The following is a 26,820-nucleotide window of genomic DNA, read 5'->3' as shown; positions in this document are numbered from 1 at the left end:
CAGCGGGCCCTCGGCCAGGCCGGCCTCAGCGCTGGCCCTCGGCCAGCGTCACACGGATGCCGACCGTGCCGCCCTCGCCGCGGCGTAAGCGGCTGCCCAGCAGGCTCAGCCGGCCGATCAGCCGGTACTTGTGCTTGAGCAGGTCGCGGACCCGACCGGTGTCCCGACCCCCATAGATCGTGGCGCGCGCTGACACCTCCGCCCCGTGTGGTCGGCCCCGTACGTCGCAGGGCGCCACGGTCACCTCGCCGTTGTTGCGGATCCGCTTGACCTTGCCCGAATCGGCCCGGGTCCAGACCGCCAGCGCCTCGCCGTCGCGGACCGCCCAGACCGGGGTCGGCACCGCCCGACCGTCCTTGCGGAAGGTCGTGAGCAGGAGGTACTTCTCGGCCGACAGCCGGTCCAACGTGGTCACGCCGTCAGGATACGACCGGCGCGGGCCACTGAGTGGCCGGATAGCGTGAACGTCGTGACAGGTGATCCTCTAATCGGTGACGTGATCGGTGAACTGCTGCGGGACACGCTGGCCGTGGCCACCGGGGTGGGTCCCCGACCGTTGGTCGGCGGTCGACTGCCTCGGCCGGTCATCGAGATAATCGAACGGGATGACGGGCTCATCAATGGCGCGCCGGCCGCGCACTACCTGGACGGGCCGCAGGAGTGGCAGCCGTACGACCACCGGGCGGTGGACCGGGTCCGCGGCGAGACGCTCGACATCGGCACCGGCGCCGGCCGGATCGCGCTGCTGCTCCAGGAGCGCGGTGTGCCGGTCACCGGGCTGGACACCTCCGCGGGCGCGCTGGCGGTGAGCCGGCGTCGCGGCGTCCGGCGGTTGGTGCACGGCACCGTCGACACGCACGTCGCCGACGGCCAGCAGTACGACACGTTCCTGCTGCTCGGCAACAACCTCGGACTGTTCGAGGGCCGGGAACGTGCCCCCGGGTTCCTGGCCGCGCTCGCCGCGCTGGCCCGACCGGGGGCGCAGATCATCGCGCACGGCACCGACCCGTACGGCACCCGCGACCCGCTGCACACCGGCTACCACGAGCGCAACCGCCGTCGGGGCCGGCTCGGCGGTCAGCTCCGCCTCCGGCTGCGCTACCGGGAGCTGGGCACCGAGTGGTTCGACTATCTGGTCTGCTCGGCGGAGGAGTTCGCCTCGCTGGTGCACGGCACCGGCTGGCGGTTGACCGATGTGGACGACCGGGACGCCCCCTACTACCTGGCCACCCTGCGGCTCGCCGACTGAGCGACGGCCCCCGCGCTCCGCATCGCGGTGGGCAGGGGCCGTCGTACGGCTCAGACCTGGACGGTCGGGGGAAGCTGCTCGGGCGGCAGGCCGCCGTCGCCGTCGACCACCTCGTCCGGCTGGCCGTCCTCGTCGATGTCGACCATGGTGATGTCCACCTTGCCGTCACCGTCGGTGTCGAACTGGAACAGGTCGGCCTTGCCGTCGCCGTCGGTGTCCACCACCCACACGTCGGTCTTGCCGTCGTTGTTGGTGTCGGCGCGCAGCAGCTCGACCCGCTCGTCGCCCCGGGTCTCCACGATCTCCCCGTCAGTGACGCTCTCCGGTGCCTGGCTCATGTCGGTGGTCCTTCCCTCGGTTGACGGGCCGTCATTACCCGATCCCGCGCTCCCCCACGCATGAGCGGGGTCGTCGAGCTGTCTAGGGTCGCACCATGAGCGAGCGGAGCGGGCGGAACACCCCGGTCGGCGCGGCGGGGACCCCGCGCGTCGGCAGGCGGGACAGGGAGGCGTGATGAGCGATCGTTTCGTGGTCGTCGGTGCGGGCACGATGGGGCTCGGCATCGCATACGTGGCGGCCGGGGCCGGGCACGCCGTCGAACTGGTCGAGGTGGACCCTGAGCGGGGCGCGACCGCGCTGAACCGGCTCGCCGAGCTGTGGGAGCGGGCTGTGCAGCGCGGGAAGTTGAGCGCCGACGAGGCCGCCGCGAACCGGCAGCGGGTCACGCTGCGCCCAACGCTCGCCGAGGTGGCTCCCGCCCCCGAGGTGATCGTGGAGGCGGTGCCGGAGCGGCTCGACCTGAAGCGGGCGGTGCTGCGTGATGCCGCCGCGCTGCACCCGGCGCTACTGGGCAGCAACACCTCCAGCATCGCCATCGGTGAGCTGGCCGCCGAGCTGGACGCGCCCGAGCGCTTCCTCGGCCTGCACTTCTTCAACCCGGTCTGGGCGATGGCGCTTCTCGAGATCGTGGTCGGCCCGGCCACCGCCGACGAGACCACCGAGGCGGCCATCGCGCTCGCTGGCCGGTTGGGCAAGGACCCCGTCGTCGTACGCGACCTGCCCGGTTTCGCCACCTCCCGGCTCGGGGTCACCCTCGGGCTGGAGGCGATCCGGATGGTCGCCGACGGGGTGGCCAGCCCGGCCGACATCGACAAGGCGATGGTGCTGGGCTACCGGCACCCGATCGGCCCGTTGGAGCTCACCGACCTGGTCGGCCTCGACGTGCGGCTGGACATCGCCCGCACGCTCCAGGCCGCGTACGGGGATCGCTTCGCGCCGCCGCCGCTGCTGGTGGAGATGGTGGCCGCGGGGCGGCTGGGTAAGAAGTCCGGGCACGGCTTCTACCAGTGGAGCGGCGGGGTCAAGCAGTGAGCGCGACGAGTGGGCTGCGGATCGAGGAGCGGCCGGACCGGCTGGTGGTCACCCTGGACCGACCGGAGAAGCGCAACGCGATCGACGCTGACCTGATCGCCGAGCTGCACCAGGTCTGCGCCGAGTTGGAGGCGCGCCCACGGCTACTGCTGCTCACCGGTGGGGCGGCCGGCATCTTCGCCGGTGGCGCCGACATCGGCCAGCTCCGCGAACGGGGTCGCACGGACGCCCTGGCCGCGATCAACTCCGCCGCCTTCGCCCGGATCCGGGCGCTTCCGCTGCCCACCGTGGCCGCCGTCGACGGCCCGGCGCTGGGCGGTGGCGCGGAGCTGGCGTACGCCTGCGATCTGCGGGTGTGCACGGCGCGGGCGGTCTTCGGTCAGCCGGAGGTGCGGTTGGGCATCCTGGCCGGCGCTGGCGCGACCCACCGGCTGCCCGCGTTGATCGGTGAGGGCCGGGCCAAGGAGCTGCTCTTCACCGGCCGGCGGGTGGACGCCGCCGAGGCGCTGCGGATCGGTCTGGTGAACCGGGTGGTGGACGAGCCCGATGAGCTGCTGACGGTGGCGCACGCGTTGCTCGACGAGATCGCCCTGGGCTCGTCGCTGGCGCTGCGGCTGACCAAGCTGGCGGTGGACGCGCCCGCCGCCGCGCACCCGCAGCTCGATCTGGTCAGCCAGGCGGTGCTCTTCGAGGACGAGGAGAAGCACCGGCGGATGACCGAGTTCCTGGAGCGCCGTCGGCCCCGGTGACGCTCGGACGGAAACGGCCGCACCGGCGATGCCGGTGCGGCCGTCCCAGGTCGGCGGTCGGTGCTCAGTGCCGGATCTGCACCCCGCTGTCGGCGAGCGCCCGGATCACCTGGGCGGATTCGCCGAAGCCGATGACCAGCACGGCGTCCGCGCCGAAGTCCTTGATCTCCTTCGCACCACCGGTGAAGTCGACCGGAGGAGCCTCGGCATCGGCCGGCGGCTCGTAGGTGAGCAGCTTGATGCGGTCTGCGGCGATGCCGGCCTTCTGCAGCTCGTCGCGGGCGGTGGCCTGGAGGCCCTCGCCGTAGGAGTCCTTACGGGCGACGATGACGATCTTCTGCGACCCGTCGCGGAGGATCACGTCGGCCAGCGCCCGGCCCTGGAGGCTGTCCGGCGGGGCGGTCCGGAAGTAGAGGCCCTTGTCCTCCACGTCGGTCAGGCCGGCGTCGGTGTTGCACGGCGAGAAGAGGATCTTTCCGGCCTTCACCACATCCGGCAGCACCTCCCGGGAGATACCGGATGCGCCGGCGCCGATGATCACGCTGACGTCGTCCGCCACGTGCTTGGCCACGGTCGCCTTGGCCACCGCCGGGCTGGTGCCGTCGTCGCCGTCCTTCCAGACCACCGGCTTGCCCAGCGCGCCGCCAGCGGCGTTGACCTCCCTGATCGCCAGCGCCGCGCCGGCCGCCATCGGCGCGTAGGAGATCGCCAGGTCACCGGTCTTCGGCAGCAGGCCGCCCAGAACCAGCGGCTCCTGGTCGGGGTTCTCTCCCGAGGGCTGCTTCTTCGGCTTCGGCGGCGTCTTGGTGCTCGCCGCCGACTCGGTGCCCGCGCCGACGAACTCGGTCTTGCCGTCGTTGATCTGCTGCCCGTCGAAGGTCAGCGTGGCGTAGCTCGCGGTGGCCGGCTCACCCTTGTCGGTGAAGCCCGCCCGGGTCAGCGACACGCTGCGGTACTCGATGTCCTGGCCTGCGCGGGCCAGCGTCAGGCAGGTCGCCGGGTCCTCGCAGCGCTGACCGTCGTTGGTCACGCCGACGATCTGCTTCGCGATGGCTGCGGGGTCGTTGCTCCCGGCCAGTTGGGCGGCGAGTACCCCGATCACCACAGCGTCGTAGGTCTCCGCGGAGTAGAGGTAGTCCGTCAGCGCCGGATCGACGGACCGTAGCCGGCTCTTGAAGTCCTCGGGCAGTGGGGTGAGCGGCGTGGTTCCCTTCATCCCATCGACGAGACTGGCACGTTCCTTCAACTCCGCAGGGTAGGAGTTGAGCATGTTGCCGTCCGTGCCATAGAGGCGCACCTGTTGGGCGCTTTTCTCCTCGGCCTTGTCATTCCCGCAGGCGCTTGTGGCAAGCAGGATCGTCGCGCAGGCTGCCAGTGAGGCCACCCGCGAGCGGCGTGATACGAGCATGGTCGTCCTTCCTCCGGCGAAGGTCCGCTGCGCACATTAGCGTGCCCAGGCCCGCTGCGGGACCGTGGAGGTGGCGTAAAGCGCAGGTAGCTCGCGTTGAACACGGAGAGTAACGGTCGTCCTGAGGCCTTGACCACGCGTCCTACTGTGCGCTGGGTGACGGACCTACCACAGCAGACGTTCGACGACGCCGCCGCGGTGCTCCGCTCGGCGCTGACCGGCGATGGAGACGCGGTGGTGGGAGCGTTCGACGCGGTCGTCGACCGGGCCGGCCTGAGTGGCGCGTACGGGGTCGCCTGGTGCCTGGCCGCGACGATGCTCGGTGACGCCCCGGCGGCCAGCGGAGCGGCGCTGGACTTCCCGGGCATCGACCAGGCGGAGTACGACACCCGCTGGGTGGCCCGCTTCGTCAGCGCGTACGCCAATCGGGACGAACCAACTGGCGAGGCGCTGTTCGGTGCCGCGGCAGCGGATGGGCTGCTCCCCGACTGCCTGCTCACGCTCGCTGGCTCGACGATCGCCACCCTGCGCAGCCGAGCCGGGTGACAGGCCGCCGGGTCGCGGCGTCCGTCGGGGGGCGGACGCCGCGACCGCGCGAACCACTCAGAAGGCGTGGTACGCGATCAGCGGCTCGTACTCGTAGCGCAGGTTCTCGAAGCGGACCCGGAAGTTGACCCCGTCCCGGACGTCGGTCGCCACCGTGATCCAGCCCGAGTTGGCCGGCAGGTAGGTCCAGTAGTTACAGGCACTCGTCTTGTCGACGAAGATCACGCACGCCTCGGTGGCGTACACGCTCGCGTTGCGGACGTTGATGTCGCGACAGCGGGTCGTGGTGCGGTACTGGCCGGCCGAGCCGCCGTAGCGGCCGGTCTCGAAGTACGACCGGACCGCCCCGCCGTAGCAGGTGGCGAGCGGGGCGAACGCGTTCGCCCCGCTCGCGGTCGGTGTGACAGGTGTGACCGGTTCGGCCCGCGCGGGCGTGCCGGCGAAGAGCAGCGCGGTGGCCGTGGCGACGGCGAACAGGCGAGCGGTTGGGGATGACATGCATGCCTCCGGAAGAGTTGGTGGACCGTCTGTATTGGACTGATCATCCGACCGTGACGATGATAGTCATCGATTGATTGCGGCGTGCGCCCTGCGGTGTCCGGCCCATGTGGTAGCTCTGTAGGCATGTCCGAGGCCATGCTGAGCAAGGTTCGCAAGCTGCTGGCCCAGGCCGAGGACCCGGCCTGTACGCCCGCCGAGTCGGCCGCGTTCACCGCCAAGGCGACCGAGCTGATCGCCCGCTACGGCGTCGACCGGGCGCTGCTCGCCGCTCGTGACCCGACCACCGACCCAGTGGGCGACCGGGTCCTCGACATCGTCGCCCCGTACGCCCGCGACAAGGTCGGCCTGCTCGCCGCGGTCGCCGAACCACTGCGCTGCCGCTGCGTACGCCGCCGGCAGGGCAATGGCTTCGCACTGCACCTGTTCGGCTTCGCCAGCGACCTGGAGCGGGTCGACCTGCTCTTCACCTCACTGCTCGTGCAGGCGGCGCACGGCCTGGCCGCCACCGCGGTGCCTGCGGACGACCATCCCGCTGCCTTCCGTCGGTCCTGGTTGGCCGGCTTCGCGCAGGTGATCGGGGGCCGGCTCTGGGCGGCGGAGACGGCGGCGGCCAGCGAGTCGGGCGCACCGTCGGTGGCGCTGGTGCTGGCCGACCGGTCCGACCGGGTGCAGCGACGGCTCGCCGAGGAATACCCACGGCTGCGCACCGCGCCGCCACGCAGGCTGGGCGGCACCGGCTTCGGCTCCGGGGCAGAGGCAGGTCGCCACGCGGACCTGGGTGGTCGGGACCTCGGCGGCACCACCGCTCCGGAACGGCAGCTCGGCCGCTGACGAGCGCGCAACGGCCGGCGGTCGGCAGGTCTGCCTTTACCGACCGCGTGACGGCGACGGTCAGGCGGGGGTGGGGCGGTGGCGCGACACTGCGGTCACGTAGCGGGTGAGCAGCTCATGCCAGCCGGCGGTGAGCGCCTTGCGGTATCCCTCGGCGGCTTCGCCGTGCCGGTCAAAGTGCCGGTGCTCCAGCTCGACCCGGGTGCGCTCCAACCCCTCGGGCAGAAACAGCACCTCGACCTCGCTGGCTCGGGCCGGGTCCGGCACCGGCACCCGGTCCGGGCCGATCTGCCAGACGAAGACCAGTCGGCGTGGCGGGTCCCAGGTGAGCACCCGGCCCCAGTCGGCGCGGAAGCCGTACGGGCCGAGCTCGTAGAGCATGCCGCCGGCCCGCGGCTCCATGCCCAGCTCCGCGAGGGCATCGGGACCGGACCAGGTGTACTCGGTGACCCACCAGTCGGTCAGCTCGTCGGTGAAGACCCTGAACGCGTGCTCTGCGGAGGCCGGGACGAGGAAGCTGCACCGTAGGGAGAACCGGTCGGCGTCCTGTCGAATGTCGGCCGGATCAGTCATCTCCTGTCCCATAGGCCCGGACCATACCGGCTGATGCCTGGGTGCGCAGCTTCGCACGGTGCCCGGTTCCGGACACTCGGTTGTCGAGCCGTGACCGCCGAAATGCGGTGCCGAGAGCGGTCACGGACGGGATGTGCCGCCGGAAAGCGGGTAACCGCGCCGAACGGCCCGGATGACCGGGCCGGTGTGCAGGCGGGGCGGGAGAGCATGAGCGAGAACGCGCAGCAGCGGGAGCCGGACCGAGTGGATCCGGACGTCCTGCTCGACATTCCGAAGGTCTCCGTCGACGCGATCCGGCTGGCGGTCGACGGGCTGGACGCCGACCTCTCGCTGCGGGCCCGGGTGGCCAACCTCCTGCAGGTCGACGCCGGCGTTCGGGTGCACCTGAACGGTGGCGAGCTGGACGTCAACGGGGTGCACGCCGAGGCGCAGTTGCGGGTGCGGTTGGAGCAGTTGGCCAACATCCTGGGGCGAGCGCTCGACACGCTCGACAACAACCCGCAGATCATCGAGGCGCTCGCTCGGACGGCCGCCGACGCGGTTGACGCCGGGCAGCGCGGCGCGCAGCAGTTGGCTGCGGGCGTCGGGGCGCGCTCCGGTGGCGTGCTCGACGAACCGGGCCAGCAGGTGGGCACGTTCGCCGACGGTGTTCGACAAGGTTCTGCTCGCCCGGGACCGGGTCGCCCAGCGTCGGGTCCCGGCAACGCGGCAGCGCCTGCTGGGGGCCCTGGACCTCATGCCGGAGGTCCGGGACCGAGCGCTGGGGGACCTGGATCTCGAGCTGGTGGCCCCGCGCCAAGCGACCGGCAGCGACCGGAGTCCGGTGGAACGCAGGGCCCCCACCCGGAAGGTCGGCGGGACGGGGAACGGCACCAGCCCGCCGGGCAGGGGCCCGCAGGCCCGGGTGAGGGGCAGCGGGCGGCCGGGGCGGGCCGGGACGCCGAGGGGCCGGCGGGGTCAACCAGAAGGGCGCTTCCATCCAAGATCTAGCCTTTGTTCACCAAGCGGTAGCCTTGACTGGTGCGAGTACGCGTTGAACAAACTGCCTTGCCGGGCATCGGAGTGCGTCACGATCTGGTGACGGAGTCCGGCCGCCGCCTGGGCGTCGTCTCCCACCGCAACGGCCGTCGTGATCTCGTCCTCTACGACCCCGACGATCCCGACGCCTGCCAGGCAGACATTCCGCTGACCGACGACGAGGCTGAGGCGCTGGCCGACATCCTCGGCGCGTCGCTGATGCTCGGCCAACTCTCCGGGCTTCGCGAGCAGGCCGCTGGCCTGCTCACCGAGCAGATCGCCATCACGGCCGGGTCCCCGTACGTCAACCGGAAGCTCGGTGACACCAAGGCGCGTACCCGCACCAGCGCCTCCATCGTGGCGGTGCTGCGCGAAGGCGAAGTGATCGTTTCGCCACTCCCCTCCTTCCGCTTCGCGGCCGGCGACGTGGTGGTCGTTGTCGGGACCCGACGGGGTCTCGACGGCGTGTCCGCCATCCTCGCCGACAGTGACCCGGACGGCTGAGGCGGATGCACGATTCCACCACTCTGCTCGTCGAAGTCGGCGCGCTACTGCTGCTGCTTGGTGTCCTCGGCCGGCTCAGCCGCCGGGTAGGCCTCTCACCCATTCCTCTCTACCTGCTCGCCGGCCTGGCGTTCGGGCACGGCGGGTTGCTTCCGCTCGCCGCCAGCGAGGAGTTCTTCGCGGTCGGCGCCGAGATCGGCGTCATCCTGCTGCTGGTGATGCTCGGCCTCGAATACTCCGCCAACGAACTGGTCGGCAACCTCCGCTCGGCGGCCCCGGCCGGCCTGATCGACGGCGTCTTCAACGCACTGCCCGGCGCGGCATTCGCCCTGCTGCTCGGCTGGGACTGGGTCGCCGCCCTGGTGCTCGGCGGCATCACCTGGGTCTCCTCCTCCGGCGTGATCGCCAAGGTCCTCGCCGACCTGGGACGACTCGGTAACCGGGAAACCCCCGTGATCCTCTCGGTCCTGGTGATCGAGGATCTGGCGATGGCGCTCTACCTGCCGCTGGTCACCGCCGTGTTGGCCGGCACCGGTCTGCTCGGCGGCGGCATCGCACTCGCCGTCGCGGTGGGCACGGTGCTGCTCGTGCTGGTGGTCGCCATCCGCTACGGCCACCTCATCTCGTCCGCCCTGTCGGCGAAGGACCCGGAGGCGCTGCTACTCGGCGTACTCGGTCTGACCTTGCTGATCGCTGGGCTCGCGGCGAAGCTGCAGGTGTCGGCGGCGGTCGGCGCGTTCCTGGTCGGCATCGCGCTCTCCGGTCCGGTGGCGCACCACGCGACCGAGTTGCTCTCGCCGCTGCGGGACCTGTTCGCCGCGGTCTTTTTCGTGTTCTTCGGCCTCGTCACCGACCCACGGGACATCCCACCGGTGCTGCTGCCGGCGCTCGCCCTGGCCGTCGTCACCATGGCGACGAAGACGCTCACCGGCTACCTGGCGGCCCGCCGGGTCGGCATCGCCGAACCCGGCCGATGGCGGGCCGGCCTGGCACTCGTACCCCGAGGAGAATTCTCCATCGTCATCGCCGGCCTCGCGGTGGCCGCCGGCAGCGTCGAGCCTCGGTTGGCAGCACTGGCCGCGACGTACGTCCTGATCACCGTGGTCACCGGGCCGATACTCGCCCGGCTGCCGGACTTCCCGTGGTTCAAGCGGTGGCTGCGCAGCCGGGCGGCAGCCCAGCGGCCGGCGCCGGTGCCGATCCACGACTGACGATCCAACCAGACCAACGGTTGTTGAATTGCTCCTCACAGGTACTACCGCAGCACCCGACGGCGGGTTACCGTTTCGCCCCAGCAGCCAGCGTTCGCGGGTGGGCGGGACCCACTGCGGGCGAGAGCGGAAGGTTGGCCGGTGAGCGTGCAGGAGTCGACGTTCCACGGCTTCGCCAACCCCGTCGATCCCAGCCCGGCGGAGTTGCGAGCTTGGGCGTACCAGCCCGATTCGGTGCCGTTGGCTTCCATGCCACCCGACTGGGACCTGCTGGTCTCCGGCGACCGACTGGTGCTGACGCTCTTCGAGCTGGCGATGGATCCGACCTGCCCGGCCCGGCGTTTCGCGCTGCACTGTCTCTACATCTACGCGGCCGACGGCATCCGGACGAACTTCCGCGCACACCCCAAGCGTCGCTTCCGCAAGCTCGTCGAGCAGGCCGAGCGGGACGGCGACGAGCTGATGAAGATCTGGGCGCACAACGGGCGGGTGCTGCTGGCCCGACCGGATCTGTTCACCTACCGGGACTGGTGCGAGGGCGGCCTGGTCCGCGAGAACCGCCGCCTCGGCTGAGGCGGTCACGGCAGCGGTCGGTGTCGGTAACCGCGCCCAGCCGCGACCGAGGACGGCGAACGAGCCGGGACCCCCCGTGAGTCCCGGCCCGCACGTCGGTCACCGCTCAGTCCTGCTTGCGCTCAGTCCCGGCTCGGCCCTTGTCGCCGCCGCGGTCGCCCTGTTCGGCGAACCGGCCCGCGACCACCCGGTCCCGGTAGGTCCCCTCGGTCACCCTGTCGAACTTCTTGCGGACGGTCTCGGCCAGGTCTTCCAGCCGATCCTCGGTCTGCTGTGCCACGTTCTTCGCTTGCTCCGCCATCGCTCCCCCTCGCCATGCCGGCGGGTCCGAATTAAGCCGATTGGACCCGTATTCACAGGCTACCGAAGCGACCCGGACCGCGCCGGGAATCCGGCGCAGTCCGGGCCGAGGAGACAGATCCGGAAGGAGCGGCAGGTCAGCGATCGGGCGTACGGCGAGGTCGCCAGACCACCAGCGCGGTGGACGTGCGATTTGTCGGCACCAGATCCCGGCCCGGGAAGCGGGCCAGTGATTCCAGCTCGGCCACCCGGCGGTACGCGGCGTCCAACTCCGCCTCCAGTCGGGCCACCCGCTGCTGCGCCTGCTCCAACAGCCGCTCCAACCCGATGATCCGCTTGACGCCCGCCAGGTTGATCCCGTCGTCCTGGCTGAGCCGCTGCACCTCGCGCAGCAGCACCACGTCGCGGACGCTGTACCGACGCCCGCCGCCAGCGGCCCGGCCAGGCTGCACCAGCCCCAGCCGGTCGTACTGGCGCAGGGTCTGTGGGTGCATCCCCGCCATCCGAGCCGCGACCGAGATCATCAGCACCTTGGCCTCGTAGGCAGGGTCGCCTGAACCGAGGAACTCGCCCGACATCCCGCTCACCTCCGCGTCCATTCCACCGGACTAACCGACTCGACGCACCCGTGCGTCGAGATGTTCCCGGGCCGCCGGCGGACTCTGCTCGGCGAACGCCTCCAACGCTGTGCGTGCCTCGTCGGACAACCGGGCCGGCACCACCACGTCCAACGTGACCAGCAGGTCACCGGCCTGCCCGTCGCGGCGAACCACACCCTTGCCCCGGGCGCGCAGCACCCGCCCGCTCGGTGTCCCCGGCGGAACCCGCAGGGTCACCGCGCCGTCGAGCGTGGGCACCCGCAGGTCCGTGCCGAGCACGGCCTCCGCGAAGGTGACCGGCACGCTCAGCGTCAGGTCGTCACCGGTACGCCCGAACAGCTCGTCCGGCCGAACCTTGACCTGTACGAACAGGTCACCAGCTGGGCCGCCGCGCTCGCCCGGCTCACCGCGCCCGGCCAGCCGGATCCGCTGACCGTCGGCCACCCCGGCCGGGAAGCGCACGTTCATGGTGCGGGTCTTGGTGACACCGCCGCTGCCATGGCACTCCGGGCACTTCTCCTCGACCACCGTGCCGACACCCTGGCAGTTGCGGCACGGCTCGGAGAAGCTGAACGACCCCTGGTTGCGGGTGGTCACGCCGGCACCATGGCAGACCGGGCAGGTACGCGGCTGGGTGCCGGGCTTGGCCCCGTTGCCGTGACACGTTTCGCAGACGCCCGGCGCGCGCAGCGTCAGGGGCAGCGTCACCCCGCGCACCGCGTCACCGAAGTCCAGCGCCACCTCGGTCTCCACGTCGCGACCACGACCTGGACCGCGCGGCGCCGCCTGCCCACCGGCCTGGCCACCGGTGAAGATCGAACTGAACAGGTCCTGGAAGCCGGTGCCTCCGAAGCGACGGTCACCGCCACCGCCGCCGAACATGTCGGAGACGTCGAACGGCATGCCGCCCGGCTGCCCCTCGCCCCGGGCGTTGCGTCGGAACGCACCTGAGCCGAACAGGGAGCGCATCTCGTCGTACTCGCGACGGCGCCCGGAGTCCGACAGCACGTTGTACGCCTCGGACGCGGCCTTGAACCGCTCCTCGGCCTTGGGGTCGCCCGGGTTGTGGTCCGGGTGCGACTCCCGGGCCACCTTGCGGTACGCCTTCTTGATGTCATCCGCGGAGGCGGCCTTGTCCACGCCGAGCACGGCGTAGAAGTCCTTCTCGATCCAGTCCTTCGAACTCACCGGTCCACCCCCTTTCGACCATCGCGGCCCAGCCGTCCCACCCACCGCTGCGCGGTGGGTGGGACGGCCCGGTCACTGTCTCGCACTATTCCGGATCCGCGACCGCGACCAGCGCGGGGCGCAGCAGCCGCTCACCGAGCTGGTAGCCGCGCCGCATCACCTGAACGCAGGTCGGCTCGCTGACGTCGGCCGAGGTCTGGTGCGCGACCGCCTCGTGCCGGGTCGGGTCGAACGGATCGCCCTGCTCGCCGAAGGCGTTCAGGCCGAACTTGCCCAGCGCGGTGGTGAGCTGTTCCGCCACCGTGCCGAACGGCCCGACCAGGTCGCCATGTTCCCGCGCCCGGTCCAGGTCGTCCAGGATCGGCAGCAGCGCGGCCAGCACCGAACCGGTCGCCTGCTCCTGCACCAGGTTGCGGTCCCGGTCGACCCGCTTGCGGTAGTTGGCGTACTCCGCCGACACCCGCTGCAGATCCCTGGTCCGTTCGTCCAGCTCGGCCCGGAGCGCCTCCAGCTCAGCGCCGAACGAGCTGGAGACGCCGCCGCCGTCCACCGGCTGCGCCGGGGCGTCCACCACCGGCGGACCGGACGGCTCCGGACCGTCGGTGGAGTTGACCTCGATCTCGATTTCGTCGACCACGACCTCGGCGTCCTCGACCAGACCCTCGGCCGGCACCCCGGACTCGGCGTCGGCGGCCGTCCCCTCCGGCTCGGAGGTGTCGACGAGCTTGCGGTTGTTACGGATGACGACCCGCTCCCCGTCGCCGGTGGTCGGCTCCGTGGGCGCGGAGCCACCCGGCGTCGACCCGGTGTCGCCCGGGTCGGCGGCTCGTGGCTTCTGCGTCATGCGGCTACCTCATCCCATTCGCCGTGGATACGTGTCGGAGGCCGACGGTCACTTCTTGCCGTCCTCGTCCACGATCTCCGCGTCGACCACGTCGTCGGCGCCGCCGGTCTGCGCGCCGGCCTGCGGGCCGGTCGCACCCGGGCCAGCCTCGCCACCCGGCTGCTGACCCTGCTCGGCCTGCTGGGAGTAGAGCAGCGAACCGGCCTGCTGGGAGACCTGCGCCAGCTTCTCGTGCGCGGACTTGATCTTCTCGATGTCCTGACCGCCGAGGGCGCCGCGCAGCTCGCCGAGCGCCTCGGTGAGCTGCTCGCGGTTCTCACTGGGCAGCTTGTCGCCGCTCTCGGCGAGGAACTTCTCGGTCTGCCACTGGAGCGCCTCGGCCACGTTGCGGGTCTCGGCGTCGTCGCGGCGGCGCTTGTCCTCCTCCGCGTGCTCCTCGGCGTCCCGGCGCATCCGCTCGATGTCGTCCTTCGGCAGCGAGGAGCCGCCGGTGATCGTCATCTTCTGTTCCTTGCCGGTGCCCAGGTCCTTGGCGTGCACGTTGACGATGCCGTTGGCGTCGATGTCGAAGGCGACCTCGATCTGCGGCACACCGCGCGGCGCCGGCGGGAGGCCGGTCAGCTCGAAGGTGCCGAGCTTCTTGTTGTAGGCCGCGATCTCCCGCTCACCCTGGAAGACCTGGATCAGCACCGACGGCTGGTTGTCGTCCGCCGTGGTGAAGACCTCGGAGCGCTTGGTCGGGATGGTGGTGTTGCGCTCGATCAGCTTGGTGAAGATGCCGCCCTTGGTCTCGATGCCCAGGCTCAGCGGGGTCACGTCGAGCAGGAGGACGTCCTTGACCTCGCCCTTGAGCACGCCGGCCTGGAGGGCGGCGCCGACGGCGACCACCTCGTCCGGGTTGACGCCCTTGTTGGGGTCGCGACCGGTGAGCTGCTTGACCAGGTCGGTCACGGCGGGCATCCGGGTCGAGCCGCCGACCAGGATGACGTGCTCGACGTCGGAGATCTTGATCCCGGCGTCCTTGACAGCCTGCTCGAACGGGCCCTTGCAGCGGTCCAGCAGGTCCTGCGACATCCGCTGGAACTCGGCGCGGGTGAGCGTCACGTCGAGGTGCAGCGGGCCGGCCGCGCCGGCGGTGATGTACGGCAGGTTGATGTTGGTGGTGGTGGCGGCGGACAGCTCGATCTTGGCCTTCTCGGCGGCCTCACGGAGGCGCTGGAGGGCCATCTTGTCCTGACCGAGGTCGATGCCGTGCTCACCGCGGAACGTCTTGACCAGGTGGTCGATGATCCGCTGGTCCCAGTCGTCGCCACCGAGGTGGTTGTCACCGCTGGTCGACTTGACCTCGATGACGCCCTCGGCCAGCTCCAGCAGCGACACGTCGAAGGTGCCGCCGCCGAGGTCGAAGACCAGGACGGTCTGCTCCTTGGAGCCCTTGTCCAGCCCGTACGCCAGGGCGGCCGCGGTCGGCTCGTTGACGATCCGCAGCACGTTGAAGCCGGCGATCTCACCGGCCTCCTTGGTGGCCTGGCGCTGGCTGTCGTTGAAGTAGGCCGGGACGGTGATCACCGCGTCGGTGATCTGCTCGCCCAGGTACGCCTCGGCGTCCCGCTTGAGCTTCATCAGCGTCCGGGCCGAGATCTCCTGCGGGGTGTACTTCTTGCCGTCGATGTCGACGGACCAGTTCGTGCCGACCTCGCGCTTGACCGACCGGATCGTCCGGTCCGGGTTGGTCACCGCTTGGCGCTTGGCGACCTCACCGACGAGCACCTCGCCGTTACGGGCGAACGCGACGATCGACGGAGTCGTCCGCGACCCCTCAGCGTTGGCGATGACGGTGGGTTCACCGCCCTCGAGAACGCTGACGCAGGAGTTCGTCGTGCCGAGGTCGATACCGACCGCACGTGCCATCTTCGCTTCCTCGCTTCGTAAGGTTGTGCAGGTGACGGGCATCGCCCGTGCTGCCTGGCGAGCACCGCCCGCAGCGGGCCCCACCACAAGTTGAGTGAACTTGACTCAATAGTGCCACGCGCTGGCGAATCGTCAAGTTGGGTTGAGTCAACCCGACGCAACCCAGCCGTTATTACCGTCCGGTTGTCTTCTCTTGCATCGGTCGGGCACGCTTTAGCGGTGACGACGCACGGCGATCCCGCCACCCGTTCCGGCGCGCCCGCCGTCGCAGCCCGCACCGGCCCGCCGGACGCCGCGGAGGAGCCCCCCGCCACCACCGGGGAGGACAGCCTCCCCGGCGCGCTGTCGGGCCTCCGGGAGGCGATCGGTGCGACCCGGTACCCCCTCGCACTGCCCTCCGCCGGCCCTGCCCGGCACACCGCGACCGCCCTCACCGACCAGCTCGGCGACTACCTGCTGCCCCGGCTCGCCCGACTGGACGCCCCCCTGCTCGTGGTGGTCGGTGGCTCCACCGGCGCGGGCAAGTCGACCCTGGTCAACAGCCTGGTCAAGGCCCGGGTCAGCGCCGCCGGCGTGCTCCGACCCACCACCCGGTCCCCGGTGCTGGTCTGCAACCCGTCCGACTCGGCCTGGTTTCGGCAGGGTGACCTGCTGCCCGGGCTGACCCGCACCACCGAGCCGAGTGACGATCCGCGCGCCCTGCACCTCGTCACCGCCCCGGCCCTGCCCGCCGGGCTGGCGTTCCTCGACGCGCCCGACATCGACTCGGTGGTCGACGCCAACCGGGCGCTCGCCACCCAACTGCTGGCCGCCGCCGATCTCTGGCTCTTCGTCACCACCGCCGCCCGGTACGCCGACGCGGTGCCCTGGGAGCTGCTGCGCAGCGCCCGGGCGCGCGGCGCGGTGATCGCCATGGTGCTGGACCGGGTGCCCGCAGAGGCCACCGACGAGATCGCCGCGCACCTGGGCGAGATGCTCGCCGAACAGGACCTGGGCCGGGCACCGCTGTTCGTGTTGCCGGAGACCTGGGTCGACGGTCAAGGGCTGCTGCCCGAGGGCGTGACCGCGTCGCTGGCCGACTGGTTCGCCCGGCTGGCCGCCGACGCCGACGCCCGGGCGGCGGTGGTCCGCCAGACGCTGGACGGCGCGCTGGCCGCGCTCCACCCCGCCGTGGAGGAGCTGGCCGACGCCGCCGACGAACAGGTCACCGCCGCCGACGGGCTGGACGAACGGGTCCGGGCCGCGTACCTGGGTGCCGAGCGCACCGTCGAACAGGGTCTTCAGGACGGCCGGCTGCTCCGGGGGGAGGTGCTCGCCCGCTGGCAGGAGTTCGTCGGCACCGGGGAGTTCTTCCGCACTCTGGAGGCACGGATCGGCCGCCTACGGGACCGGGTCGTCGCCGCTGTCACCGGTCGACCGGCCTCCGCCGTCGAGCTGCGCAACGCCATCGAGTCGCAACTGGTCACGCTGCTGCGCGGGGTGGCCTCGGAGGCCGCCGAATCCGCGTACACCGGGTGGAAGGCGCACCCGGCGGGCGCCGGGCTGCTCGAACCGGCGCTCGCCCACCCGAGCGACGACCTACCCGAACGCGCCGAACGAATGGTCCGGGACTGGCAGCGCGGGGTTCTGGAACTGGTCCGGGTCGAGGGCGGTGACAAGCGGTTCGTGGCCCGCACCGCCGCCTACGCGGTAAACGCCACCGGGTTGGCGGTGATGATCGCCGTGTTCGCCTCCACCGCGTTCATCCCGACCGGGTTGGAGGTGGCCACCGGGGCCGGCACCACCGTCGCCGCGCAGGCCGTACTCCAGGCGATCTTTGGTGACCAGGCAGTGCGTACCCTTGCCGCCAAGGCCCGCACCGACCTGCTGGACCGGGTGCGGACGCTGCTCGACGCGGAGGCCGACCGCTTCCTCAGCCGCACCGCCGACGCCCGCACCGCCGCGGACGCCGGCGACCGGCTGCGCCGGGCCGCCGGCCGGGTCGAGCTGGCCCGACACCGCAGCGGCCTGTCCGCCGGCGGCGACGCCCGGCCGCCGGGTGACGAGGAGGGCTCCGGGTGACCAACATCACCGGCCGGGTACGCGAGGCGTTCCGCGGTGACCAGCGGGTCGACGCCGACGCGTTGATCGCCCGACTGGACGCGGTACGTCGCTTCCTGACCGCGGTGGACGGCCTGCTGCCCGATGCCGAACTGGTGCCGGCGCACACCCTGGTCGAGCGGGCCGGCACCCGGCTCGCGCTGTCCCGGGACCACACCGTGGTCGCGCTGGCCGGTGCGACGGGCAGCGGCAAGTCCAGCCTCTTCAACGCCTTGGCCCAACTGGAACTCTCGCCGGTCGGGGTCCGCCGACCGACCACCGGCGTCACCCACGCCTGCGTCTGGGGGCCACTGGAGGGCGCCAACCGGCTGCTCGACTGGATCGGCGTACTTCCCCGACACCGCTTCGTCCGGGAGAGCGCCCTGGACGCGGACGACGAGACGGCGTTGCACGGGCTGATCCTGCTCGACCTGCCCGACTTCGACTCGGTGCAGCGGTCCCACCGGCTCGAGGTGGACCGGCTCCTCGGCCTGGTCGACCAGGTGGTCTGGGTGGTCGACCCGCAGAAGTACGCCGATCGGGTCATCCACGACAGCTACCTGCGCGAGTTCCACCGGCACCGCGACGTCACCGTCGTCGTGCTCAACCAGGCCGACCGGCTCACCTCGGCCGAGTTGCCCCGGGTCCTGGACGACCTGCGCCGGCTACTCGACACGGACGGGCTGACCGGCGTACCGCTGCTGTCCACCACCGCCATCGACCCGGCCGGGATGGTGGGGCTACGCGGCGCGCTGGAGCGAACGGTCGCGGAGCGGCAGGCCGCGCTGCGCCGGCTCGCCGGTGACGTCGACACGGTCGTCGCCGGGTTGGACGAGTTGGTCGGCTCGGCCCGACCGGCGGCTGGGCCGGACGACACGGCGGTCGACGGGCTGAACCGGGCGTTGGCCGGAGCTGCCGGCGTGCCCGCGGTCGCCGAGGCGGTGGAGCAGGCGTACCGGCACCGGGCTGGCGCTGCCACCGGCTGGCCGCTGGTCCGGGGCTGGCGGCGGCTGCGACCCGACCCGCTGCGTCGGCTGCACCTGCCCGGGCCGACCGACGACCGGGCCGACCCGGCGGAGAGCCTGGTCGCGGCCACCTCGGTCCCGGACCCGACGGCCGCCCAACGCTCGGCGCTGGGTCTCGCGATCCGCGCGGTGGCCGACCGCGCCGCCACCGACCTACCCGCCGCCTGGCCCGGTGCGGTGACCTCCGCCGCCCGGTCCTGCCTCGGCGACCTGCCGGACGCACTGGACCGCACGATCGCCGGCACCGACCTCGGCCTCGGCCGTCGACCGCTGTGGTGGCGGATCGTCGGCGGTGTGCAGTGGTTGGTCACCCTCGCCGCCGTGGTCGGGCTGGGCTGGCTGGTGCTCGGCTACGCGCTGCGGGCGCTCGGCCTGCCTGCACTGGACAACCCGATGGTCGGTCAGGTGCCGCTGCCCACCCTGCTGCTGCTCGGCGGCCTGCTGGCCGGGCTGCTGGTGGCAGCGCTGACCCGGCCGGTGGTGCGCTGGGCTGCTCGGCGCGCCCGGGCCCGCGCCGAGCAGCGGTTGACGGCGAAGGTCGCCCGGGTGGGTGAGGAGTACGTGCTGACACCGGTGCGGACCGTGCTCGGCTCGTACGCGCAGGCGCGCGGCGCGCTGCGGGACGCCGCCCACCGCTGACGCCCACGACTCGCTACCGCTCTCCGTACGCCCCGGGCGGCGTAGGGTCGAAGCATGGCCACGCCTGAGACCCCCTACGACGCGGTGCTGCACGCCGCACGCGACGTGACCAAGCTGGAGTCCGCCCTCGACGCCGAGATGCTCGGCAGCGCACTGCTGGGCAGTGTCTACGCGATCGCGGAGACCGACCGCGACACCGCCGTACGGGAGTTCGTCACCGGGTTCCTCGCCGCAACCGCTCGACGCCGGGTCGCAGCGGCGACCACCATCCGGCAGGTCTTCGCCGCACTGGTCCCGAACGCCGCGGGCACCGAGCGGGTTCGTCCGGGCAGCCAGGCGCCGGCCTGGTCCGGGCAGCTCGGCCGGGTGCACCTAACCGGCACCTGGGCATACGGCGACGTGTACGGCGACCAGACCTCCTACCTCGCCACCTTCGCCTACGACGACGCGTCCGGCGGCGCCGAACACGCGTTGGTGGCCCTCGTGGACCACAACATCGGGATCACCAAGGACATCTTCGTCGGCGGGCCGGCCGAACGGATCCTGGACCAGGTCCGACAGATGTGCGCCGACGACGAGTTGACCTGGTTCCGTTCCGAGAATCCGGCCCGGCTCCGTGGCGAGGTGGCCCGCCACCTCGCGGTCACCGACGACCTGAGCGAACTGCCCGGCGAGGGTTCCCTCGCAACCGACCGGGCGCTGGTCGGTGCCCGGCTGGCGATGCTGCCCACCGCGGCCGACCCGACCGGCCCGGCCGAGGTCGAGCCGCTCTCCGCTGCCGAGCGCACCGACCTGGTCCGGCGGTTCCTCGCCGCGCCGGAGGCCGCCCGTTTCGGGCTGGACACCGTCGACGGCCCGGAGTTGGCCTCCCTGCACTTCTGCCTGAGCCTGGTGCTGGACCACTCGGCGAGCTTCCCGGACGGCGACCCGATGCGCTGGAGCCCCGCGGTGTCCGGGCTCTTCCTGCTGGACTGGGTGCACCGCCGCGCGGTGCTGGACATGGACGACGCGGCGATGCTGCCCCGGGTGCTGCGCGCCTGGGCGCGGTACGCGTCGCGCCAGCGCGGGCTGCCCGAGGCGGCGGCGACCCGCACCGACGAGGCGATCGAGGAGATGGTGCCGGAGTTCGCCCGCCTCTACTCGACGGGTGAGCGGCGTAGCCCGGCGACCGCTGCGGTCGCGCAGCTGATGGCCGACGGGGTGGACCCGGACGACCCGGCCGCCCTGGACGCCTGGATCGAGGCAAACCGGCACCGCCTCGCCGACGACGGCGCCTGACGGTGTCCCGGGTGGGCGGCACCGCGCCGCCCACCCCAGGGCCCGCCCGAGGCAGCGCGCCTCGGTAGGGAGGTGACCTTCGTCAGCGCAGCGCGCCGAAGACCACCGCGGCGATCAGCGCGCCGAGCACACCACCGGCGAGCACCTGCGGCACCGTGTGGTCCCTCAGCCGCACCCTCGACCAGCCGACCAACGCCAGCAGCGGTGCGGCGACGATCAGCCGGGCCCCGAAGGTCAGCGTCAGGATGACAAGCGTGCCGGCGGCCACCGCCGAGTGGATCGATACTTTCCACCAGTGGCTCACCGACACGGTGACCACGAGACCGACGAGCCCGGCCACCGCCAGCGCCAGCACCGGACGGGGCGCGCCGAGCACGGCGAGGAGGGCGAGCGCTGCCGCCACCGAACCCAGACCGACCAGCAGCGGCGCGCGGCGCTGCTCCCGTCGGCCGACGTGATGATCGGTGAGCCGGCCACGGCGTACTCCGCCGACGATGTAGGCGAACGGAATGCCGGTGACGAAGAGCGTGGCGAGCAGACCCCAGACGAGTCCCTGACCCGGGCGGCGTGCGCTGTGCCAGCTCACCGTGAGGATCAGCAGTGACACGAGGACGGCCGGCGCGGTCACCTCGGTGACCAGCCGGGCGATCCGCAGCCCAGGGCCGGGCCGGGTGGTGACCGGGCGGAGTTTCGCACCGCCGCCCACGCCACCCCCTCCGGTACGCGCCTACCGCCGGAACACCACGGGCACCGGATGGGCGGCGCCTGATCGTCACCGTACCGTCGGCGACACCGTGGGGTGCCTCGGTCCGCCCACCGGAGGCGGGCTGACGGAGGGCGTCGAAGGATCGGTCGGGGGCGACGGGGTGGGTCGACTGGTCGGGGCAGCGGTGGTGGCGGGCGGCGCGGGTGCGGTGGCCGGCACGGACAGGACACCGGTCGGCACGGCGGTCGCAGTCGGGGCGTCCGTCGGCGAGGGCGTCGGATCCAGCGTGGGTGTCGGATCCAGTGTCAGAGTCGGGGTCGGGTCGGGATCTGTCGGACCGGGGTGCGTCGGACCGGGGTCCGTCGGGTCGGGGTGCGTCGGACCGGGGTCCGTCGGGTCGGGGTCCGTCGGACCGGGGTCCGTCGGGTCGGGGTCCGTCGGACCGGGGTCCGTCGGGTCGGGGTGCGTCGGACCGGGGTCCGTCGGGTCGGGGTGCGTCGGACCGGGGTCCGTCGGGTCGGGATCCGTCGGATCAGGGTCCGGAGGGTCGGTCGGCGTACCGGTCGGTGGCGGCGGGATGGTCGGCAAGGTGCCCCGGGTGGGCCTCGACGCCGGCGGCGGGTAGGTCGCCGGCCGGGCAGGGCCCCGGTCCGTCACGGTCGGCCCCGACGCCGGCCCTTCGTGGGTACGCCGAGGAGCGGCAGGCAGCCAGCCGCTGGTCGGGCCGACGCTGGGAGTGCCGGGTGGCGGTAGCGACGGCTGACTGGTCACCGGCAGCGGAATCACGACCGGCCCGACCGACGGGGTCGGGATGAAAGGGGTGCTGCTGTCCGGCAGTGCGGAGCTGCCCGGGGTGGCCGAACCCGCGCTGATCGCGGCGAGGATGGGCATCGACGCGGTGCCGGCCAGCAGTGCGACGGTGAGCAGGTAACCCCGGGCGGGACCCGCCGCGCCGGAGGCACGGTGGACACCGACCACGCGGCGGTAACCACCGGCCGACCGGTGCCGGCCGAGGGTTGGCGGGCCGGGACCATCACCTGGCTCGTGCACCGCACACCCCTTGTCGTCGGCCGCTGGAGGACATGGATGGACGCCGCCAGCCAGAAAGCCGGCATATGACCTGATAGGCGCGATCCTGCGGGAATCAGCCTGGCTCAGTCACCTTGCGTCAGCCAACCTCCACCGCGTGTCGACACGCGGAGGTGACCGAATGGTGACGATCCGCCGCCCGAACGCCTCAGCACTCAGGCCGGCATGATGGCGACAAACGGCGTCAAAGGGTGAGCGGTCGGAATGCGGGGCAGGCGTACTGTGGGCGCGCTCACCTGCTCTGCGAATATGGACCACGACGGCAACGCAGCCGTGACCTCCGCGCACCCTCGCGGCAGGCGCGGTTGCGCGCCGGCGCTCCCCGATCCGGGTTCGGCCAGAACCCGGCTCACGCCGTGCGGCAACCCCCACCGGGGCTAGGCGCGGCCGCCAGGAACCGGTCCGGCAGCAGCCGGACAGGCGCACGAGTTGCGTGGCCGGGTGACCCCCCGGTGCCGACGCAGACACGACAGGGAGAGACCGATGGCAAAGGGCGACCCCGGGGGCACCACCCGCAGCAGGCGGGCGGCACCCCGCTCCAAGAAGGGCGCGGCCGGCGACCCCGAACTGGTACAGCTACTCACCCCCGACGGCGAGCGGATCGAGAGCCACACCAGCCCGGACGGCACCGAATACCGCGTCGACTTCACCGACGAGGAGTACCGCGGCCTGTACCGCGACCTGGTGCTGGTCCGCAAGCTCGACGCCGAGGCGACCGCTCTGCAACGCCAGGGCGAGCTGGGCCTCTGGGCCAGCCTGCTCGGCCAGGAGGCCGCGCAGGTCGGGTCGGGTCGGGCGCTGCGGGCGCAGGACATGGCCTTCCCGACCTACCGGGAACACGGCGTCCTCTACTGCCGGGGCATCGACCCGATCATGCCGCTCGGCCTGTTCCGGGGTGTCGACCAGGGCGGCTGGGACCCGAACGAGTTCAAGTTCAACATGTACACGATCGTCATCGGTGCGCAGACCCTCCACGCGACCGGCTACGCCATGGGTATCACCATGGACGGCAAGACCGGCACCGACGATGGCGAAGCGGCGATCGCCTACTTCGGCGACGGGGCCACCAGCCAGGGCGACGTGAACGAGGCGTTCGTCTGGGCAAGCGTGTTCAACGCCCCACTGGTCTTCTTCTGCCAGAACAACCAGTACGCGATCTCCGAGCCGCTTGAGCGGCAGACCCGCGTCCCGCTCTACCAGCGGGCCGCCGGCTTCGGCTTCCCCGGCGTACGGGTGGACGGCAACGACGTGCTCGCCTCGTACGCGGTCACCCGCACTGCGCTGGACAACGCCCGCCACGGGCAGGGCCCGAGCCTGATCGAGGCGTACACCTACCGGATGGGCGCGCACACCACCTCCGACGACCCGACCCGCTACCGAATCGCCAGTGAGGTCGAGGCGTGGCAGGCCAAGGACCCGATCACCCGGGTCAAGGCCTTCCTGGAGAAGCAGCAGATCGCCGATGCGGCCTTCTTCGCCGAGGTCGACGAGCAGGCCCGCCGCGAGTCGGTGCACCTGCGCGAGCGGGTGCTCGACATGCCCAACCCCGAGCCGGTGACGATGTTCGACCACGTCTACCCGAACGGTTCTCCGTTGCTCGACGAGCAGCGCGCCCAGTTCACCCGCTACATGGAGTCCTTCGAAGGGAGCGCCCACTGATGGCCACGGAGACGCTCACCCTCGGCAAGGCCCTCAACACCGGCCTGCGTCGCGCCCTGGAGAACGACCCCAAGGTCATCATCATGGGCGAGGACGTCGGCAAGCTCGGCGGCGTCTTCCGGATCACCGACGGGCTCCAGAAGGACTTCGGCGACCAACGGGTGATCGACACCCCGCTGGCCGAGTCCGGCATCATCGGCACCGCGGTCGGTCTTGCCATCCGTGGCTACCGGCCGATCTGCGAGATCCAGTTCGACGGCTTCGTCTACCCCGCGTACGACCAGATCGTGTCGCAGGTGGCAAAGATGCACTACCGCTCGGGCGGCCGGCTCAGCATCCCCATGGTGATCCGGATCCCGTACGGCGGCGGCATCGGCGCGGTCGAGCACCACTCCGAGTCGCCCGAGGCGTACTTCGCGCACACGGCCGGCCTGAAGGTGGTGACCTGCGCCAACCCGCAGGACGCCTACGTCATGATCCAGCAGGCCATCGCCTCGGACGACCCGATCGTCTTCCTGGAGCCCAAGCGGCGCTACTGGGAGAAGGGGCAGGTCGACCTGGACGCGCCGCTGTCCGAGGCGTACCCCCTGCACTCGGCTCGTGTGGTGCGGCCCGGCACGGACGTCACCGTGCTGGCCTACGGCCCGATGGTGCGGACCTGCCTGGAGGCGGCGACCGCGGCCGCCGAGGACGGCCGGGAGCTGGAGGTCATCGATCTGCGCTCACTCTCCCCGCTGGACCTGACGGCGGCGTACGAGTCGGTGCAGCGCACCGGCCGCGCGGTGGTGGTGCACGAGGCGCCGTCGAACATCGGCCTCGGCGCTGAGCTGGCCGCCCGGATCACCGAGAAGTGCTTCTACTCCCTTGAATCGCCCGTGCTGCGGGTGACCGGGTTCGACACCCCCTACCCGGCCGCCCGGGTGGAGGAGGAGTACCTGCCCGACCTCGACCGGGTGCTCGACGCCGTCGACCGCACCTTCGGCTGGTGAGCGACATGTCCCGGATCAAGACGTTCAACCTGCCCGACCTGGGCGAGGGGCTGACCGAGGGCGAGATCCTGGCCTGGCTGGTCAAGGTCGGTGACACGATCGAGCTGAACCAGCCGATCGTCGAGGTCGAGACGGCCAAGGCGGCGGTGGAGATCCCGGCGAAGTGGGCCGGGCAGGTGCAGGCGATCTTCCATTCGGAGGGCACCACGGTCGAGGTCGGTGTGCCGATCATCGCGATCGACACGGACCCGGGTGCCGGCCCGCTGGAGGCGCCGTCGACCACGGCCACGCCCAGCGGTGACCTGCCCACCCCGTCGGCGGCCTCGCTGGCGGCGGTGGAGGTGGCACCGGCCGAGGGCATGATCGAGCCTGGCCTGATCGGCGGCGCGGCCCCGGGTGGTCGGACGGCGGTGCTGGTTGGCTACGGCCCGCGTACGACCGCCGCGAAGCGCCGCCCGCGCAAGGGTGCCGTCCCGGCGCAGGCCGCGGCGGCACCTGCTCCGGCGGCACCGGCCCCGCAGCCGGTGGTCGCGCCCGTGGCGGCTCCGGCTCGTAACGGGCAGGCCGCGACGGCGACCGGCGGTCTGGTGCTGGCCAAGCCGCCGGTGCGCAAGCTCGCCAAGGACCTCGGGGTCGACCTCAGCACGTTGACCGGGTCGGGGCCGCTTGGCTCGATTACCCGGGAGGACGTGCAGCAGGCGGCGAGCGGTGCCGTGGCGGTGGCCGAGCCGATCGTGGCGGCGGCCGCCCCCAGCTTCGGTGCGGACCGGGAGCAGCGCATCCCGGTCAAGGGCGTCCGCAAGCTCACCGCCGAGAACATGTCCCGCTCGGCGTTCACCGCCCCGCACGTGACGGAGTTCCTGACCGTCGACGTGACCCGGGCGATGAAGGCACTGGACCGACTGCGCGGCCGGCGGGAGTGGCGCGACGTACGGGTCTCGCCACTGCTCCTGGTGGCGAAGGCGGTACTGCTGGCGGTGCAGCGTCACCCGATGGTCAACTCGACCTGGGCCGGCGACGAGATCGTGGTGAAGGACTACGTCAACCTCGGCATCGCGGCGGCCACCGAGCGCGGCCTGATCGTGCCGAACGTCAAGGACGCCGGTCGACTCTCGCTACGGGAGCTGGCGGACTCGCTGACCGATCTGGTGCAGACGGCGAAGTCCGGCCGTACGTCGCCGGCGGCCATGTCCGGCGGCACGTTGACCATCACCAACGTCGGCGTGTTCGGGGTGGACACGGGGACGCCGATCCTGCCGCCCGGCGAGTCGGCGATCCTGGCCTTCGGCGCGGTGCGGGAGATGCCCTGGGTGCACAAGGGCAAGGTCAAGGTGCGTCAGGTCACCACGCTGGGGCTGAGCTTCGACCACCGGATCATCGATGGCGAGCTGGGCTCGAAGTTCCTGCGCGACATCGGCGACTTCCTCACCGATCCGGAGGCGGCGCTGCTCGCCTGGACCTGACCGTTCGAGACGCCAGCCACGGCCGGTGTGCCACGGGTTAACGCCCGGCACACCGGCCGTGTCGTTTAGGCGACGGAAGCGTCGGCGAGAAGCCCCGTTGACCTTTGATTGTTAGGCAGGTGTCTCAGCTCACCTAATAATCGATGGAAGTTGGCCGGGTTCTGCGGTTGAATAGATGCATCAGGGGCTGACAACCGAATAGCTAGGGGGACCCACCAATGAGCATGATCGAGCGAATCCGCAACCACCGCGACGCCACCCGCCGCGCCCGTGCCATCGAGCACGCGCTGCGCTCGGCGAACTCGCCGGCAGTTCGCGAGGAACTCCTCGTCATCGCCCAGCGTCACATGAGCTGACGCTCCACAACTTCCTCACCTCCTCCAGATCGATGGCCCACCCGGCCCGCCGGGCGGGCCATCAGCGTTTCCCGGCCACCCGCCACCGGGATTCCGCCCTGCCGCAGCGCCCGGTACGGTGGGCTTCGGTCGCCGCCCGCCGACCCGGCAGAGGCCGAGCCG

28 protein-coding genes are annotated in these 26,820 nt (G+C 71.8%); 16 read left to right on the top strand and 12 right to left on the bottom strand.

Annotation, left to right across the window (positions count from 1 at the left end):
* Window positions 1–25: 25 nt before the first annotated feature.
* The gene (locus JOD64_RS15030) at window positions 26–415 is read right to left on the bottom strand and encodes a PPOX class F420-dependent oxidoreductase (protein ID WP_204942799.1); all 390 of its coding nucleotides are present in this window, start codon (window positions 413–415) and stop codon (window positions 26–28) included.
* Between the two features lie 54 nt (window positions 416–469).
* Here JOD64_RS15030 and JOD64_RS15025 point away from each other — a divergent pair, with 54 nt between their 5' ends.
* Complete coding sequence (locus tag JOD64_RS15025) at window positions 470–1,249, top strand: class I SAM-dependent methyltransferase (protein WP_204942798.1); 780 nt, start codon at window positions 470–472, stop codon at window positions 1,247–1,249.
* A 50-nt stretch (window positions 1,250–1,299) separates the two neighbouring features.
* On the opposite strand, the gene JOD64_RS15020 is transcribed toward JOD64_RS15025, so the two are convergent.
* A complete protein-coding gene (locus JOD64_RS15020) occupies window positions 1,300–1,587 on the bottom strand; it encodes a hypothetical protein (protein ID WP_091396025.1) in 288 nt (95 codons plus the stop codon).
* A gap of 175 nt (window positions 1,588–1,762) precedes the next feature.
* Here JOD64_RS15020 and JOD64_RS15015 point away from each other — a divergent pair, with 175 nt between their 5' ends.
* Together JOD64_RS15015 and JOD64_RS15010 are read left to right on the top strand one after the other, a co-directional pair.
* Entirely contained in the window at window positions 1,763–2,620 is an 858-nt protein-coding gene (locus tag JOD64_RS15015; protein WP_204942797.1) for a 3-hydroxyacyl-CoA dehydrogenase family protein, read from the top strand.
* Window positions 2,617–3,369, top strand: coding sequence for an enoyl-CoA hydratase/isomerase family protein (locus tag JOD64_RS15010; protein ID WP_204942796.1), 753 nt, complete (start codon window positions 2,617–2,619; stop codon window positions 3,367–3,369). The genes JOD64_RS15015 and JOD64_RS15010 overlap by 4 nt, the downstream gene beginning before the upstream one ends.
* Window positions 3,370–3,433: 64 nt before the next feature.
* Here the strand turns inward: JOD64_RS15010 and JOD64_RS15005 are convergent, their stop codons facing one another.
* Window positions 3,434–4,777: an ABC transporter substrate-binding protein gene (locus JOD64_RS15005; protein WP_204942795.1), complete on the bottom strand. Its 1,344-nt coding sequence runs from the start codon at window positions 4,775–4,777 to the stop codon at window positions 3,434–3,436.
* A gap of 156 nt (window positions 4,778–4,933) precedes the next feature.
* Here JOD64_RS15005 and JOD64_RS15000 point away from each other — a divergent pair, with 156 nt between their 5' ends.
* Window positions 4,934–5,323 carry a hypothetical protein gene (locus JOD64_RS15000; RefSeq protein WP_184180434.1) on the top strand — a complete coding sequence of 130 codons (390 nt, stop codon included), beginning with the start codon at window positions 4,934–4,936 and terminating at the stop codon, window positions 5,321–5,323.
* Window positions 5,324–5,380: 57 nt separating this feature from the next.
* Here the strand turns inward: JOD64_RS15000 and JOD64_RS14995 are convergent, their stop codons facing one another.
* Window positions 5,381–5,821 carry a hypothetical protein gene (locus JOD64_RS14995; protein ID WP_204942794.1) on the bottom strand — a complete coding sequence of 147 codons (441 nt, stop codon included), beginning with the start codon at window positions 5,819–5,821 and terminating at the stop codon, window positions 5,381–5,383.
* Window positions 5,822–5,947: 126 nt separating this feature from the next.
* Between JOD64_RS14995 and JOD64_RS14990 the strand changes: the two genes are divergently transcribed.
* On the top strand, window positions 5,948–6,655 hold the full coding sequence (locus JOD64_RS14990) for a DUF2786 domain-containing protein (protein ID WP_204942793.1): 708 nt from the start codon (window positions 5,948–5,950) through the stop codon (window positions 6,653–6,655).
* A gap of 60 nt (window positions 6,656–6,715) precedes the next feature.
* On the opposite strand, the gene JOD64_RS14985 is transcribed toward JOD64_RS14990, so the two are convergent.
* The gene (locus JOD64_RS14985) at window positions 6,716–7,240 is read right to left on the bottom strand and encodes an SRPBCC family protein (protein WP_204942792.1); all 525 of its coding nucleotides are present in this window, start codon (window positions 7,238–7,240) and stop codon (window positions 6,716–6,718) included.
* A 108-nt stretch (window positions 7,241–7,348) separates the two neighbouring features.
* Entirely contained in the window at window positions 7,349–7,885 is a 537-nt protein-coding gene (locus tag JOD64_RS14980) for a hypothetical protein (protein ID WP_204942791.1), read from the bottom strand.
* A gap of 363 nt (window positions 7,886–8,248) precedes the next feature.
* Here JOD64_RS14980 and JOD64_RS14975 point away from each other — a divergent pair, with 363 nt between their 5' ends.
* The 3 genes from JOD64_RS14975 to JOD64_RS14965 all read left to right on the top strand — a co-directional run bounded on the left by JOD64_RS14975 (window position 8,249) and on the right by JOD64_RS14965 (window position 10,533).
* Window positions 8,249–8,749 carry a cation:proton antiporter regulatory subunit gene (locus JOD64_RS14975; RefSeq protein ID WP_124815967.1) on the top strand — a complete coding sequence of 167 codons (501 nt, stop codon included), beginning with the start codon at window positions 8,249–8,251 and terminating at the stop codon, window positions 8,747–8,749.
* Window positions 8,750–8,754: 5 nt separating this feature from the next.
* Entirely contained in the window at window positions 8,755–9,960 is a 1,206-nt protein-coding gene (locus JOD64_RS14970; RefSeq protein ID WP_204942790.1) for a cation:proton antiporter, read from the top strand.
* 141 nt (window positions 9,961–10,101) lie between these two features.
* The gene (locus JOD64_RS14965) at window positions 10,102–10,533 is read left to right on the top strand and encodes a hypothetical protein (RefSeq protein WP_204942789.1); all 432 of its coding nucleotides are present in this window, start codon (window positions 10,102–10,104) and stop codon (window positions 10,531–10,533) included.
* Between the two features lie 106 nt (window positions 10,534–10,639).
* On the opposite strand, the gene JOD64_RS14960 is transcribed toward JOD64_RS14965, so the two are convergent.
* From JOD64_RS14960 to dnaK, 5 genes are all read right to left on the bottom strand, one after another.
* Window positions 10,640–10,834 (bottom strand): hypothetical protein, encoded by a 195-nt coding sequence (locus JOD64_RS14960; protein ID WP_204942788.1) that lies wholly within the window; start codon window positions 10,832–10,834, stop codon window positions 10,640–10,642.
* Between the two features lie 136 nt (window positions 10,835–10,970).
* The gene (locus JOD64_RS14955) at window positions 10,971–11,411 is read right to left on the bottom strand and encodes a heat shock protein transcriptional repressor HspR (protein WP_030332087.1); all 441 of its coding nucleotides are present in this window, start codon (window positions 11,409–11,411) and stop codon (window positions 10,971–10,973) included.
* A gap of 30 nt (window positions 11,412–11,441) precedes the next feature.
* The gene (gene dnaJ / locus JOD64_RS14950; protein WP_204942787.1) at window positions 11,442–12,620 is read right to left on the bottom strand and encodes a molecular chaperone DnaJ; all 1,179 of its coding nucleotides are present in this window, start codon (window positions 12,618–12,620) and stop codon (window positions 11,442–11,444) included.
* Window positions 12,621–12,705: 85 nt separating this feature from the next.
* Window positions 12,706–13,464 (bottom strand): nucleotide exchange factor GrpE, encoded by a 759-nt coding sequence (gene grpE / locus JOD64_RS14945; protein WP_204942786.1) that lies wholly within the window; start codon window positions 13,462–13,464, stop codon window positions 12,706–12,708.
* A 48-nt stretch (window positions 13,465–13,512) separates the two neighbouring features.
* Window positions 13,513–15,375: a molecular chaperone DnaK gene (gene dnaK / locus JOD64_RS14940; RefSeq protein WP_204942785.1), complete on the bottom strand. Its 1,863-nt coding sequence runs from the start codon at window positions 15,373–15,375 to the stop codon at window positions 13,513–13,515.
* Between the two features lie 219 nt (window positions 15,376–15,594).
* On the opposite strand from dnaK, the gene JOD64_RS14935 reads away from it, so the two are divergent.
* The 3 genes from JOD64_RS14935 to JOD64_RS14925 are packed head-to-tail and all read left to right on the top strand — an operon-like array spanning window position 15,595 to window position 20,396.
* Window positions 15,595–17,436: a GTPase family protein gene (locus tag JOD64_RS14935; protein WP_204942784.1), complete on the top strand. Its 1,842-nt coding sequence runs from the start codon at window positions 15,595–15,597 to the stop codon at window positions 17,434–17,436.
* Window positions 17,433–19,118 (top strand): GTPase, encoded by a 1,686-nt coding sequence (locus tag JOD64_RS14930; protein ID WP_204942783.1) that lies wholly within the window; start codon window positions 17,433–17,435, stop codon window positions 19,116–19,118. Before JOD64_RS14935 ends, JOD64_RS14930 begins: the two co-directional genes overlap by 4 nt.
* A 54-nt stretch (window positions 19,119–19,172) precedes the next feature.
* Entirely contained in the window at window positions 19,173–20,396 is a 1,224-nt protein-coding gene (locus JOD64_RS14925) for a hypothetical protein (protein ID WP_204942782.1), read from the top strand.
* 82 nt (window positions 20,397–20,478) lie between these two features.
* On the opposite strand, the gene JOD64_RS14920 is transcribed toward JOD64_RS14925, so the two are convergent.
* Window positions 20,479–21,102 carry a phosphatase PAP2 family protein gene (locus JOD64_RS14920; RefSeq protein ID WP_204942781.1) on the bottom strand — a complete coding sequence of 208 codons (624 nt, stop codon included), beginning with the start codon at window positions 21,100–21,102 and terminating at the stop codon, window positions 20,479–20,481.
* 963 nt (window positions 21,103–22,065) lie between these two features.
* On the opposite strand from JOD64_RS14920, the gene JOD64_RS14915 reads away from it, so the two are divergent.
* The 5 genes from JOD64_RS14915 (at window position 22,066) to JOD64_RS14895 (ending at window position 26,658) form a co-directional block, all read left to right on the top strand.
* Entirely contained in the window at window positions 22,066–22,221 is a 156-nt protein-coding gene (locus tag JOD64_RS14915; RefSeq protein ID WP_204942780.1) for a hypothetical protein, read from the top strand.
* 453 nt (window positions 22,222–22,674) lie between these two features.
* Window positions 22,675–23,850, top strand: coding sequence for a pyruvate dehydrogenase (acetyl-transferring) E1 component subunit alpha (gene pdhA, locus JOD64_RS14910; protein WP_204942779.1), 1,176 nt, complete (start codon window positions 22,675–22,677; stop codon window positions 23,848–23,850).
* A complete protein-coding gene (locus JOD64_RS14905; RefSeq protein ID WP_204942778.1) occupies window positions 23,850–24,839 on the top strand; it encodes an alpha-ketoacid dehydrogenase subunit beta in 990 nt (329 codons plus the stop codon). The genes pdhA and JOD64_RS14905 overlap by 1 nt, the downstream gene beginning before the upstream one ends.
* Entirely contained in the window at window positions 24,836–26,302 is a 1,467-nt protein-coding gene (locus JOD64_RS14900; protein WP_204942777.1) for a dihydrolipoamide acetyltransferase family protein, read from the top strand. The genes JOD64_RS14905 and JOD64_RS14900 overlap by 4 nt, the downstream gene beginning before the upstream one ends.
* 218 nt (window positions 26,303–26,520) lie before the next feature.
* Window positions 26,521–26,658 (top strand): hypothetical protein, encoded by a 138-nt coding sequence (locus JOD64_RS14895; RefSeq protein WP_167454674.1) that lies wholly within the window; start codon window positions 26,521–26,523, stop codon window positions 26,656–26,658.
* Window positions 26,659–26,820: the final 162 nt, after the last annotated feature.

The organism is Micromonospora luteifusca (assembly GCF_016907275.1).
Classification (GTDB): Bacteria; Actinomycetota; Actinomycetes; order Mycobacteriales; family Micromonosporaceae; genus Micromonospora; species Micromonospora luteifusca.
Note: the sequence above shows the minus strand (reverse complement) of the source record. Positions and strands in the feature narration are given on the sequence as shown.

What these genes read in the sequence shown, in the direction of transcription:
- JOD64_RS14985 (WP_204942792.1), bottom strand. Translation starts at nt 7,240, where the DNA reads ATGGGACAGGAGATGACTGATCCGGCCGACATTCGACAGGACGCCGAC.
- grpE (WP_204942786.1), bottom strand. Translation starts at nt 13,464, where the DNA reads ATGACGCAGAAGCCACGAGCCGCCGACCCGGGCGACACCGGGTCGACG.
- JOD64_RS14895 (WP_167454674.1), top strand. Translation starts at nt 26,521, where the DNA reads ATGAGCATGATCGAGCGAATCCGCAACCACCGCGACGCCACCCGCCGC.
- JOD64_RS15015 (WP_204942797.1), top strand. Translation starts at nt 1,763, where the DNA reads ATGAGCGATCGTTTCGTGGTCGTCGGTGCGGGCACGATGGGGCTCGGC.
- JOD64_RS15005 (WP_204942795.1), bottom strand. Translation starts at nt 4,777, where the DNA reads ATGCTCGTATCACGCCGCTCGCGGGTGGCCTCACTGGCAGCCTGCGCG.
- JOD64_RS14905 (WP_204942778.1), top strand. Translation starts at nt 23,850, where the DNA reads ATGGCCACGGAGACGCTCACCCTCGGCAAGGCCCTCAACACCGGCCTG.
- JOD64_RS14995 (WP_204942794.1), bottom strand. Translation starts at nt 5,821, where the DNA reads ATGTCATCCCCAACCGCTCGCCTGTTCGCCGTCGCCACGGCCACCGCG.
- pdhA (WP_204942779.1), top strand. Translation starts at nt 22,675, where the DNA reads ATGGCAAAGGGCGACCCCGGGGGCACCACCCGCAGCAGGCGGGCGGCA.
- dnaK (WP_204942785.1), bottom strand. Translation starts at nt 15,375, where the DNA reads ATGGCACGTGCGGTCGGTATCGACCTCGGCACGACGAACTCCTGCGTC.
- JOD64_RS14970 (WP_204942790.1), top strand. Translation starts at nt 8,755, where the DNA reads ATGCACGATTCCACCACTCTGCTCGTCGAAGTCGGCGCGCTACTGCTG.
- JOD64_RS14955 (WP_030332087.1), bottom strand. Translation starts at nt 11,411, where the DNA reads ATGTCGGGCGAGTTCCTCGGTTCAGGCGACCCTGCCTACGAGGCCAAG.
- JOD64_RS14990 (WP_204942793.1), top strand. Translation starts at nt 5,948, where the DNA reads ATGTCCGAGGCCATGCTGAGCAAGGTTCGCAAGCTGCTGGCCCAGGCC.
- JOD64_RS14960 (WP_204942788.1), bottom strand. Translation starts at nt 10,834, where the DNA reads ATGGCGGAGCAAGCGAAGAACGTGGCACAGCAGACCGAGGATCGGCTG.
- JOD64_RS15020 (WP_091396025.1), bottom strand. Translation starts at nt 1,587, where the DNA reads ATGAGCCAGGCACCGGAGAGCGTCACTGACGGGGAGATCGTGGAGACC.
- JOD64_RS14925 (WP_204942782.1), top strand. Translation starts at nt 19,173, where the DNA reads ATGGCCACGCCTGAGACCCCCTACGACGCGGTGCTGCACGCCGCACGC.